The sequence below is a fragment of the Labrys methylaminiphilus subsp. lupini genome (genome assembly GCF_051161885.1).
Classification (GTDB): Bacteria; Pseudomonadota; Alphaproteobacteria; order Rhizobiales; family Labraceae; genus Labrys.
The window spans coordinates 923,225-934,974 of record NZ_JBMDIH010000001.1 but is presented as its reverse complement, the minus strand read 5'-3'; the positions used below and the strand labels follow the sequence as shown (position 1 = coordinate 934,974).

Below are 11,750 nucleotides of genomic sequence, written 5' to 3'. Positions count from 1 at the left end.
GCAACAGCTGCAACTACCAAATCTCGCGCTGGTCCGAGCGTTTTGATCACTCTGGCGTCGCGTAGGCGAGCGCGGTATGTATCGACTGCCAATCAAGTAGAGCCGAGTCCCCGTGATCATTGCTCCCGAACGCATTCCCGTCGCAGGTCCCTCCATCACCGAGAGAGAAGCGGAACTCGCCGCGGAGGCTGCCCGCACGGCATGGTATGCCAATCACTATGCCTATAATGCCCGCTTCGAGCGCATGATGGCCGATTATGTCGGTGTGAAGCATGCCGTCAGCGTGCCTCATGCGACAGCGGCGCTGCATCTCATCCTGGCCGCGCTCGGCATCGGCCCGGGCGACGAGGTGATCGTGCCCGACGTGACCTGGATCGCCTCGGTGGCACCGATCACCTATGTCGGCGCCGAGCCGGTGCTCGTCGACATTCTGCCGGATACCTGGTGCATCGATCCGCGCGCCGCAGAGGCCGCCATCGGCCCCAAGACCAAGGCAATCCTGGGCGTGGATCTCTATGGTTCGATGTGTGACTGGCAGGCCTTGCAGGAGATTGCCGACCGGCACGGCATCCATCTCATCGAGGATTCGGCCGAGGCTCTCGGCTCTCGTTATCGCGGACGCCGGGCGGGCAGCTTCGGACGGGCCGCTGCCTTTAGCTTCCATGGTTCGAAAACGGTCGCCACCGGCGAGGGCGGCATGCTGGTGACCGATGACGACGCTCTTCACCAGCGCGTGCTCTGCCTGCGCGATCATGGCCGGGCACCCGGAGATCACCGCCTTTTCATCAATCAGGAAATCGCCTTCAAATATCGCATGAACGGCGTGACGGCAGCGCTCGGCGTCGCGCAGATGGAACGCATCGACACGCTGATCGCCCATAAGCGCGCCATTTTCGACTGGTATCGGCAACGGCTCGGCGGGCTTAACGGCATCACACTCAATGCCGAACCGGAAGATAGCGAGAACTCCTTCTGGATGGTGACGGTAGTGCTCGATCCGGCACTCGGTCTCGACAAGTTCAGCCTGATGGCCGAATTCGACAAGCGTAACATCGATACGCGTCCTTTCTTCTCGCCCCTGTCGAGCATGCAAGCTTTCGCCGATCGCCCGGCCGCCAAGCGCCTGGTCACCCCGCACGACAAGGGACAGGCGATCGCCAGGCACGGCATCAATCTGCCGTCGGGCTACAACATGACCGAAGACAAGGCGGATATCGTGGCGGGCGCCTTGCGCGAAATTCTTGCGGGCCGGGCCTGATGCGCCGAAAAGACGGATGGCGCGGCCGTCACGACGGCTGGCTCGTGTGGTGAGCTCACCTACCACCAGTCACTCGAGCCACATTGCGACGCGTGAAACGTCAACATCGAATAGTCTCCAAAGCTACCCGCTTTGATACTTATGCTCGTCTAAAAAAAGTAAATCGATATAACTTCCGCAACGGATAGCCTGGTTCAATTTCGTGCTGGACAGAGCCGAAATTGATTGTAGCATTCTACCTTGTTAACAAAGACGCTATTGAGTTTGTGGGTGCCATTTCTGCCGGGAGTTGTTTAACGTAATAACCAAGTGCAGATTTCGCTTGCGAAAGCTTGGCGTTTCGAGAAATCGGTGAACGGGGGAAGAAGTATTACTTCTTCCCCCGTTTTCGTTGCCGGTTGTCGCTGCCGGCTTTTTCAGCTCGAACCATTTACACCACCTACATACCGTAATTCCTTTCTCGAGCGGCCGGCAGGCGCGATTTCGCGGCAGAACGGCCGACGGACGGACTGGTCTGTCTATTTCAGGCTCTTGCTTGACGAGTCAGCCCGCGATAACCACGTGAGCGGCAAGCAGACCTTCAGGTTCATGTCTCCCGCCCGCATCGGGCGCGTCTTCGAGGCTCTCCAACTCGCCGGTCATCACAGGATTTGCCATGCCGCATAGCTTTGCTCGCAACGCTCTGGTGCTCGGCCTGCTGGCCGCCATCGGCCCGTTTGCAATCGATATGTATATTCCCTCCCTCCCTTCGATGGCGGAGCATCTCCAGACCAGCACCGCCGCCGCGCAAATGACCCTGATGGCCTTCTTTCTGGGTTTCGGCGTCACTTAGCGGTGGTTACCAGCGGTGTCGATAGCCTGCCCGTCCTGATCGTGATGCTGTTCATCACCTTTGCCTTCCTCGGCCTGGTCATTCCGACCAGCATGGTACTTTCGCTGGAACGTCAGGCCCCATGGCGGGCATGGCTTCGGCCCTTGGCGGTACGCTGCAGATGGTGACCGGGGCTGTCATGATCGCGATCGCCAGCCTGTTCTTCAACGGCACGGCCTTGCCGATGGTCACCATCATCGCCCTCTGCGCCATCGCGGCGCTGATTCTGGCTAGGCGGACCTTGACCGAGAAGGAGATTGCCGCGCCGGCAGAATAAGGCCAGCCACCGCGGCTCGACGGCTGTTTCGATCGCGGCCGAATCGGCGTCCGCAGCGGCTCCTTCCCATGGCAAATGCCAAGCCTGCTACTAAAGAGGTATCAGGATCGGCTTCCTGCCAGCGCCCGAACCTGCTAAATCTATTTCAATCTACGCATCTTTATGCAAAAAAGCCTCGCCTTCACACGCCGCGAGGCCTGCGCGCTATTCGCGCCTCCCAGCCAATCCGTCAAATTCGACACGTCATATTTGACGGAGTGTGCTCCTAGCGCCGCCCGTCTAGATTGCTCTTGCGAACGGCGCAGCGATCTCCAAACAGATCCCCTCCATGCTGTGCTGTTCGCACCTTCGCTCGGTTCTCTCGATACCCTCCCAAGCCCGCGCAGCGGGCTTCTTTTTGTGATCGGCAAGACGGACAGAAGTTTGGAATTTCGAAAGATATCAATTCGAAAGGCTCCTTGGGCAGCCCAGCGCGGTTTGGAAGATCATTGGCATTTTGAGGCCTGACGATGACGCTCTCTCCTTCATCGTATCAGCTGATTCACCGGCAAGATCGGGAGCCGGATCGCGCATGTGAAACCCAGGCATTCGCCGAACCAAACCATCCATCGAAACTCAACGCCGATGCCTCCCCTTTCCAGGCCCGGGACCCGCCAGACTGGTATTCCCGCGATTGTTTTCCCTGGCTTGACGCCACACCGGCCGGCACGTTGCTGGCCGGTTTCCTCCTCCGACTAAGAAAGTAGCCTGACGTGGAAGCTCGCCTCGATCCTCTTATACTCGACAGAATGTTCCATGCGCTCGCCGATACCAGCCGTCGCTCCATGGTCGATCGTCTTGCCCGCGGACCAGCCTCTGTCAGTGAACTCGCACTCCCCCTCTCAATGGGCATGCCTGCGGTGCTCAAGCATCTCGGTGTGCTCGAAGCTGGGGGTATCGTCGTCTCCGAGAAGGCCGGCCGCGTGCGCACCTATCGCATGACGCCGCATGCGCTTGCGCTGGCGGAAAGCTGGGTCGCCGAACGCATGGCCTTGCTCGACCACGTAGGCGACGACGCGCCGCTGCCGGTAAAGCTGCCGGAGCGTGCTCAGGTGACGCAGCTTCGCTCCGTCGAAGCCCGGTGATCTTGGGCCTCCGCGAGGAGGCTTAAAGTGATAGAGTGGGCGCCCGTCAGGCGCCCACTCGACGATGCTGCAGTGCAGCCATGAAATGCCTGAGATCGCATCCGACCTGGTCGGCGATGCTGCATTTGGGCTCGAAACCCCACCACGCCAGCGAGCCTTGCCACTGTGAGGCCATCAACTGGCCAAGCCCCGCCTGCCCGTCGCTCTGCTTCGCCAGACAAGCATCGAGGACGCCGACGAGAACCGCGCGCCAGCGCGCGCCGCGGGCCCGCAATAGAGGATCGCGCAGATCCTCCCGCAGGATCAGCAATCCCTCGGCATAGGATTCGATACCGCCATAATCCCCGGAAAGGGCGACCAGCAGGTCGATCGCGCCCTCCGGCGTGCGCGATGCCCGTGCTGCCAATTGTGCGGTTTTTTCATCTAGACGATCCCAGGCATACAGCAAGGCGGCCTGTTTCAGGTGAACCTTGCTGCCGAAGCGTTGCACGAGAGTGGCCGCGGCCAGTCCGCAGGCCTGCGCCAAACCCGCAAATGTCAGAGCCTCCGGCCCCTTGCTGTGAAGCAGCTTGAGGGCCGCCTCCAGCACGGCCTCATCGGACAGAGTCTTGTGTCTAGGCATCTTGACAACCATTTATAACAGAACGATCATTTATATATATTGTTTCGAGCAACGAGAAAAGGTGCTCGCTATCGAAACTGGGAGTTGTTCTCATGCTGGACAGAAAGATCGCACTGGTCACGGGCGGCACGCGAGGAGCCGGCCGAGGCGTTGCCGTCGAACTCGGTGCGGCAGGCGCAACCGTCTATGTCACCGGACGCAGCACGCGCGGCCATCGCTCGGAATATGACCGGCCGGAAACCATCGAGGAGACGGCCGAACTGATCAATGCGGCGGGCGGCAAGGGCATTGCCGTCCGCGTCGACCATCTCGTACCCGACGAGGTGCGCGGTCTGGTGGAACGGATCCGGACCGAACATGGCCGCCTCGACATCCTGGTCAACGACATCTGGGGCGGCGAGAAATTGTTCGAATGGAACAAGGCCGTCTGGGAGCACGATCTCGACAAGGGATTGCGCCTGCTGCGCCTGGGCATCGATACCCATCTGATCACCGCACACCACGCCCTGCCCCTGCTGATCGAGCGCCCCGGCGGTCTTCTCGTGGAGATGACGGACGGGACGGCGGCATACAATGCCGAACACTATCGTCTCTCGCCCTTTTACGATCTGGTGAAGACATCGGTGATCCGCCTCGCCTGGGCGCATGCCAAGGACCTTGCCAAGCATGGCGCGACCTCGGTGGCACTCACCCCGGGCTGGCTGCGTTCGGAAATGATGCTCGAGGCGTTCGGCGTCTCAGAAGAAAACTGGCGGGATGCCATGGCGACGGTGCCGCATTTCGTCATTTCGGAAACGCCGCGCTTTGTCGGGCGTGCAGTGGCGGCTCTTGCAGGCGATGCTGAAAAGAATTGCTGGAACGGGCAGTCTCTTTCGAGCGGACAACTGGCGCGAATCTACGGTTTCACCGATCTTGACGGCTCCCAGCCCGACGCTTGGCGCTACATTCCGGAGGTCGAAGAAGCCGGGAAGCCGGCTGACGCGACCGGTTATCGATAGGTTCCTTCATGGCCATGCCTGCCTCCGCCGAAACCTCAGGATCCACCCGAGGCATCCTGGCCATGATCATTGCGATGGTGAGCGTGCCGTCCGTCGACGGCATCGCCAAATATCTGAGTGCCGACTACTCGCCTTTCTTCATCGGCTGGGCGCGCTATGCAGTGGCCGGTCTGGCGGTACTGCCTCTCTCGGCCCTCCTGCATGGCAAGAGGATGTTCCCGGCCGAGCATCTTGCTTCCCATGTCGCGCGCACCGTCTTCCTGGTCGCGGCGATGACCCTGTATTTCCTGGCCATTGCCCGCATCCCGCTGGCGACGGCGCTTTGCGCCTATTTCGTAGGCCCGGTCTTGGCCGTCGCGCTTTCGGTCGTCGTGCTCAAGGAACGCATGACGCTGACCAAGGGCGTCGGCCTCGCTTTGGGCTTCGCCGGCTCGCTCATCATTCTCCAGCCCGGCAGCGCCATCGAGCCCGGCATTCTGCTGGCCCTGGCCTCCGGCATCTGCTTTGCCTTCTACCTGATCGCCACCAGGCGAGCGGCCCAGCAGAGCGATCCCGTCAAGACCCTGGCTTTTCAGTGCTTCGTCGGTGCCGCGCTGCTTACGCCGCAGGCTGTACTTTCCTGGTCCGCCCCCGCAGTCGATCATCTCCTGCTCTTCGCCGGCCTCGGCCTGATCTCGGCGGTCTGCCACCTGCTCTCCATCATCGCCTTTCGCTTCGCCGATGCCTCGACCCTGGCACCTCTCGTCTATGCCGAACTCGTTGGCGCCGCCATCGTCGGCTATTTCGCCTTCGGCGACGTACCGGACATGGTGACCCTGCTCGGAGCCGCCTTCATCATCGCGGCGGGACTCATCTTGTTGTTGCGCCGGACCGCAATCTGAACCCAGGCCCCGAAGGTCTTATCCCCCGCGAATATCCAGGGTTGTCGCGGGCGGAACGAGCACGTTTACTCGTGCCATAACGAATCTCGGCAACAGCCGGGACGCCCATAAGGGGAAGTACGCATGAAGCCAGCACTGAGACTATTCGCCCTCGTCCTCCCCCTCACGGCCGGCCTTTTAAGTGGGTCCGCCCACTCTACCTGGGCCGAGACGGTGCTTCACAAAGGCAATGGTGCCGAGGCGCAGACGCTCGATCCAACCCACAGCTCGATCATTGCCGAACAGTTCATCCTCAAGGACCTGTTCGAGGGGCTCACCGTTTTCGACGCTGCCGGCAAGATCACATCGGGGACAGCCGAGAGCTGGTCGATGTCGTCCGACGGTCTCGTCTATACCTTCAAGCTGCGCCCCAACGCCAAATGGTCCAATGGCGACCCGGTCACCGCCGGTGACTTCGTCTTCAGCTTCCGCCGGCTCGAGGATCCCAAGGAAGCCGCCAGCTTCGCCAATCTGTTTTATCCGATCAAGAATGCCGAAGCCGTGAACAGCGGCAAGGCCGGCGTCGACACGCTCGGCGTCAAGGCCCTCGATGATAGAACGTTGGAGATCACGCTGGAACGGCCAACGCCCTATCTCCTGCAACTTCTTGCCAATCAAAGCGCCCTGCCGGTGCATCAGGCCTCGGTCGAGAAGCTCAAGGCCGACTTCGTCAAGCCCGGCAATTTGATCTCCAACGGTGCCTACACCCTGACCGAGAACCTTGCCAATGATCATGTCACGCTGGTGAAGAACCAGCGTTACTGGGATGCCGCCAATGTCCGCATCGATAAGGTGATCTCCTATCCGATCGATGACCAGGCCGCAGCCCAGCGACGCTTTCTTGCGGGCGAGCTCGACATGACCTTCGAGTTCGCGGCCGATCAGTTGAAATTTCTCAAGGAGAAGGTGGGCGATCAGGTGCATGTCTCGCCGAACCTGACCAATGAGTATTATGCCTTCGACACCCGCACCCCGCCCTTCAACGATGCCAGGGTTCGGCGCGCTCTGTCGATGGCGGTCGATCGCGATTTCCTGGCCGAGAAGATCTTCTCGGGAACACGCGTCGGCAGCTACAGCTTTGTCCCTTCGGGCCTGCCAGGCTATACATCCGCCAAGCCTGATTTCGCGCAGATGCCCCAGCTCGACCGCGAGGACGCTGCCAAGGACCTGCTCAAGCAGGCCGGCTTCGGCGAGGGCGGCAAGCCACTGACGCTCACCATCCGTTTCGGCACCAACGACAACAATCGCCGGATCGCCACCGCCGTGGCCGATATGTGGAAAGCGCTCGGCGTGGAGGTCTCGCTGCTCAATTCTGACAGCAAGTCCCACTACGCCTTCCTGCGCGACGGCGGCACCTACGAGGTGGCGCGCGCGGCCTGGGTGGCCGACTATGCCGACGCCGAAAACTTCCTGGCGCTACCAATGACGGCCAACAAGGCGTTCAACTATTCCCATTTTGCCAGTCCGGACTATGACGCGCTGGTCGCCAAATCCTATACGGAAGCCGATCCGGCCAAGCGCCTGAAGATTCTGGAGAATGCCGAGGCGCTGCTGGCGCGCGACCAACCCGTCGCGCCGCTACTCTCCAATGCCGATCTCTGGCTGGTCTCGAACAAGGTGAAGGGATGGCAGGACAACGCCGCCAACGAGCATCTGACGCGGTTCCTCAGCAAGGAAGAGTGACGAAATCTCTCAGCCTTGCCCTTTCCCCGTTGAGGACAGGGTAAGGCTGAGCACGTGCCCAAACAGAAACCCTGTTACGCCACCAGGCCGAATTCCGCGGCGCTGTCACCAAGCCAGTGCCAAAAGCTGCCGGCCATACTCCGAAACAGGGCGATCTCATAGGTCGGCGTTTCGTCGAGCTGCCACAGCGTCACGCCGATATGCGAGCATGCGGTGACCGCGACGTCGCCCGGGGCGAACGCGCGCGGATGCAGGTCGATGTCCAGCCCCTTGGCGAACATATCGCGGGCTCGCGGACCTGACACCCGCAACGCGGCATAACCGGAGGTCTGGTCGGTTACTGACGCCAGCGTGCCAACCGCTTCGACCAGATCCGAGACAAGCAAATTGGCCTCGCCAGCTTCGCGCGTAACCAGCCAGGCCGACGGCCCGATGCCCAGGGCGGCGAGCGCGCCGGCGACGGCGCGCTTGGGCCCATTCGGCAGCCCGAGGCCATAGGCGGCCTGCATGCGGGCCGCCAGCGCTCCCTCCTGCCCCTTGCGGGCGGCCAGGGTGACGATTTCCAGGCCTGAGCGATCCTGCACGGTGACGCCCGCCCCCGTTCCCACCGGTTTCAGCAAGCCGGCAAAGGCGCTACGGGACTCCAAACGCCCGGCACTGATGGCGTCAAACATGGAGACGGCTCCCTTCAGGATCAAAGAAGATGGGCGAGAGGACTTCGACCTCGATGTCGCCGTTGCGCACCGGGTCATAGGCCCGGATCACCTCGCCGTGGCGGGATGGGCCATTGGCAAGAAGACCAAGGCCGATCCAGCTTTCGAGCATCGGCGAATAGACCACGGAAGTCGCAAAGCCCTCATCGTTGGCCGCGACAGCCGCGGCCCCCTTCTTGAGGAAATGCGAGCCGGCACGCAGCCGATCCGCCGGATTGACCGGCTTGACGCCGACGAGGCCGGGACGATCGGGCGCCACCAAGGCCGGACGCTGGGCCAGGACACGGCCGATATAGTCCTTCTTGGTCGACATCATCTTGCCGAGGCCAAGATCGCGGGCCGTGGTCTGGCCGTTGAGCTCGTTGCCGGCGACATGCCCCTTCTCCACGCGCATGACGCCGAGAGCCTCGGTGCCGTAGGCGCAGCCGCCGATTTCCTCGGCCAGGGTCATCAGCGCCTGGAGCAGCGCAAGGCCGTAATGGGCTGGTACCGCGATCTCAAAGGCGAGTTCACCCGAGAAGGAGAGCCGGTAGAGCCGCGAGCCGACATTGCCGAGCTGCAGCGTTGCACATCCCATATAGGGGAAGGCTTCGTTCGACAGATCGGCGCTGGCGCCGTAGAGCTTCTGCAGCAGTTCCCGCGCCTTCGGCCCGGCCACCGCATATTGCGACCACTGCTCGGTGATCGAGGATAGCGAGACGTCGAGTTCGGGCCAGAGCGTCTGGCGGCAAAATTCGAGATGCTGCATCACCTTCACGGCATTCGCCGTGGTGGTCGAGATCACATAATGATCGGGCGCAAAGCGGGCCGCCGTGCCGTCATCCATGACGAAGCCGTCTTCGCGCAGCATCAGGCCGTAGCGGCATTTACCGACAGCAACAGTCGAGAAGGTATTGATATAGACGCGGTCGAGGAAAGCGCCGGCATCGGCCCCCTTGATGTCGATCTTGCCGAGGGTCGAGACATCGCACACGCCGACAATCGAGCGAGTGGTCTTGACCTCGCGGCAGACGCTCTCCAGCCAGTCTTTCTCGCCCGGACGTGAGAACCATTGTGGGCGCAGCCACTGGCCGGCCTCCACCATGGTGGCGCCGTTGGCCATCGCCCATTCATGACCCGCCGTAAGGCGCGTTGCCTTGAAATGCTTGTCGCGATGTGGCCCGGCCAAAGCGCCGATCGCCACCGGGAAATGCGGCGGACGCGAAACCGTGGTGCCGACCTCCGTCATCGAACGGCCGAGCAGGCCCGCCATCATGGCATGGCCCGAGATGTTCGAGGTCTTGCCCTGGTCGGTCGCCATGCCGAGCGTGGTGTAGCGCTTGAGATGTTCGACCGAGCGGAAGCCTTCGCGATGGGCGATCTCGATGTCCTTGGCCGTGACGTCGTTCTGCTGGTCGACGAAAGCCTTGCTCTTCGTCTCGGCGACATGCCAGAGCGGCTTGAGGCCCGTCGGCTCGTCGTCACAGGCCGGGATCGGAGCCTGCCCGGCGGAAAAGCCGAGATCGCCAGCCGCGGCCCGGCCCGCTTGCGCGCCCGCCCGCAGGCAAGCACCCAGGGAAAAGTCGCCATTGGCGGCCCCGGCCACCGTCATGCCATCAGGCAGATCGCCCGGCACGAAAGCCGCAAGCTCATCCGACCAGCGCGGCCGGGCGCCCTTATGGGTGGTGAGTGCGACCTGCGGGTTCCAGCCACCGGACACCGCCAGGAAATCGGCGGGAATAGTCTCGCACTTGCGCTCGGCGATCACCTCGACCGACTTGACGCCCTGGGCGCCGCCCTTGGCGTCGGTCACGCTCGCACCGAGCAAAGTGCGCGTTCCCGCCTTGCCGGCCCAGCCGGACACCGCCGCATCGACCTCACGGCGCGGATCAACGACGGCTGCCACGGTTACACCGGCAGCCACGAGATCGGCCGCCGTGCGCCAGCCATCGTCGCTGGTGGTGAACACCACCGCTTGGCGGCCCGGCGCTACGCCATAACGGTTGAGGTAGCTGCGCGCTGCTGAGGCGAGCATCACGCCCGGACGGTCATTGCCGCCGAAGACGATGGGACGCTCGATGGCGCCCATGGCGTTGATGCAGCGCTTGGCCATGATGTGCCACAGGCGCTGACGCGGCTGATGGGCGGGCGGTACGGGCAGGTGATCGGCAACCCGCTCCAGGGCACCATAGGTACCCGTGTCATAGACGCCGAACACCTGGGTGCGTCTGAAGATGCGCACCTCGGGCATGGAAGCGAGTTCCGCCTCGATATCGGCGGCAAAGGCAGCGGCCGGCTTGCCGCCGACCTCATGCCGCTCGGCCAACAACCGCCCGCCAAGCCGGAAATCATCGTCGCACAGGATCACGCGCGCGCCGGCCCGGCCCGCCTCGAGCGCCGCCATCAGGCCAGCCGGCCCGGCACCGATCACCAGCACGTCGCAGAAGGCGGCGGCCTTCTCGTAGGTGTCGGGATCCGGCAATTGACTGGCGCTGCCGAGGCCCGCGGCACGGCGGATCATCGGCTCATAGAGCTTCTCCCACAGGGCCGCCGGCCACATGAAAGTCTTGTAGTAGAAGCCCCCGACAAAGATCGGGCCAGCGAGCTGGTTTACCGACAAGAGGTCGAATTTCAGCGAGGGCCAACGGTTCTGGCTCGCCGCCTCCAGGCCTTCGTACAATTCGATCGTAGTGGCCTTGGTATTGGGCTCGCGTCGGGCGCCGCTGCGCAGTTCCACCAGCGCATTCGGTTCCTCCGGGCCCGCGGTGAAGATGCCGCGTGGACGGTGATATTTGAACGAGCGCCCGACCAGGCGGATGCCGTTGGCAAGCAGGGCCGAGGCCAGCGTGTCGCCACCAAGCCCTTCATAGCTGTTGCCGTCGAAGCGGAACCGCACCGTGCTGTTACGATCGACCAGGCCGGCGGAGGGCAGACGGAAGGAAACGGCCTCGCTCATGATGCGGCTCCCAAAGCTTGAGGCATCACCAGTTCAGCCTTTTCGATTGCGTGGGTCTTGGTGTTACGCCGGACCTTGAGCCAGGAACGGCAGCCCGAGCCGTGATACCAGAACTCCTCATGCGCTCCCTCGGGGTTGTCGCGCAGGTAGGCATATTCATAAAAGTGCTTGCCGGCGTCCGGCGCCGAGGCATCCGGACGGCTCGGCCCGGCATCGCCGAGATAGGTGAATTCGTGCACGCCGCGCGCACCGCAATAAGGACAGGCAATCCGCATTGAACCGTGCCTTGAAGTGTTTTGCGATCCGACGGCTTCGCCAAGAATCGCAAAAACGCGTTGAAACAAAGAGC

At 62.5% G+C, this 11,750-nt stretch carries 11 protein-coding genes; 7 read left to right on the top strand and 4 right to left on the bottom strand.

What is annotated here, in order from left to right:
* The first annotated feature begins 112 nt into the window (after positions 1–112).
* The 4 genes from ACN6KF_RS04320 (at position 113) to ACN6KF_RS04305 (ending at position 3,530) form a co-directional block, all read left to right on the top strand.
* Positions 113–1,258, top strand: a complete 1,146-nt coding sequence (locus tag ACN6KF_RS04320; RefSeq protein WP_434955648.1) for a DegT/DnrJ/EryC1/StrS family aminotransferase — start codon at positions 113–115, stop codon at positions 1,256–1,258.
* Positions 1,259–1,913: 655 nt separating this feature from the next.
* On the top strand, positions 1,914–2,090 hold the full coding sequence (locus ACN6KF_RS04315) for a hypothetical protein (protein ID WP_434955647.1): 177 nt from the start codon (positions 1,914–1,916) through the stop codon (positions 2,088–2,090).
* Positions 2,091–2,211: 121 nt separating this feature from the next.
* On the top strand, positions 2,212–2,406 hold the full coding sequence (locus ACN6KF_RS04310; protein ID WP_434955646.1) for a hypothetical protein: 195 nt from the start codon (positions 2,212–2,214) through the stop codon (positions 2,404–2,406).
* A 788-nt stretch (positions 2,407–3,194) separates the two neighbouring features.
* Positions 3,195–3,530, top strand: a complete 336-nt coding sequence (locus ACN6KF_RS04305; protein WP_434959611.1) for an ArsR/SmtB family transcription factor — start codon at positions 3,195–3,197, stop codon at positions 3,528–3,530.
* Positions 3,531–3,576: 46 nt separating this feature from the next.
* Here ACN6KF_RS04305 and ACN6KF_RS04300 read toward each other — a convergent pair whose 3' ends face one another.
* Positions 3,577–4,152: a TetR/AcrR family transcriptional regulator gene (locus tag ACN6KF_RS04300; protein ID WP_434959610.1), complete on the bottom strand. Its 576-nt coding sequence runs from the start codon at positions 4,150–4,152 to the stop codon at positions 3,577–3,579.
* Between the two features lie 92 nt (positions 4,153–4,244).
* On the opposite strand from ACN6KF_RS04300, the gene ACN6KF_RS04295 reads away from it, so the two are divergent.
* The 3 genes from ACN6KF_RS04295 (at position 4,245) to ACN6KF_RS04285 (ending at position 7,753) form a co-directional block, all read left to right on the top strand.
* Entirely contained in the window at positions 4,245–5,150 is a 906-nt protein-coding gene (locus tag ACN6KF_RS04295) for an SDR family oxidoreductase (RefSeq protein ID WP_434955645.1), read from the top strand.
* An 8-nt stretch (positions 5,151–5,158) separates the two neighbouring features.
* Entirely contained in the window at positions 5,159–6,031 is an 873-nt protein-coding gene (locus ACN6KF_RS04290; RefSeq protein ID WP_434955644.1) for a DMT family transporter, read from the top strand.
* Between the two features lie 123 nt (positions 6,032–6,154).
* Positions 6,155–7,753 (top strand): peptide ABC transporter substrate-binding protein, encoded by a 1,599-nt coding sequence (locus tag ACN6KF_RS04285; RefSeq protein WP_434955643.1) that lies wholly within the window; start codon positions 6,155–6,157, stop codon positions 7,751–7,753.
* A 74-nt stretch (positions 7,754–7,827) separates the two neighbouring features.
* On the opposite strand, the gene ACN6KF_RS04280 is transcribed toward ACN6KF_RS04285, so the two are convergent.
* From ACN6KF_RS04280 to ACN6KF_RS04270, 3 genes are read right to left on the bottom strand one after another with little or no spacing between them, the layout of a single operon-like run.
* A complete protein-coding gene (locus ACN6KF_RS04280; protein WP_434955642.1) occupies positions 7,828–8,427 on the bottom strand; it encodes a sarcosine oxidase subunit gamma in 600 nt (199 codons plus the stop codon).
* The gene (locus tag ACN6KF_RS04275; RefSeq protein ID WP_434955641.1) at positions 8,420–11,401 is read right to left on the bottom strand and encodes a sarcosine oxidase subunit alpha family protein; all 2,982 of its coding nucleotides are present in this window, start codon (positions 11,399–11,401) and stop codon (positions 8,420–8,422) included. The genes ACN6KF_RS04280 and ACN6KF_RS04275 overlap by 8 nt, the downstream gene beginning before the upstream one ends.
* Entirely contained in the window at positions 11,398–11,676 is a 279-nt protein-coding gene (locus tag ACN6KF_RS04270; protein WP_149251521.1) for a sarcosine oxidase subunit delta, read from the bottom strand. Before ACN6KF_RS04270 ends, ACN6KF_RS04275 begins: the two co-directional genes overlap by 4 nt.
* Between the last annotated feature and the right edge of the window lie 74 nt (positions 11,677–11,750).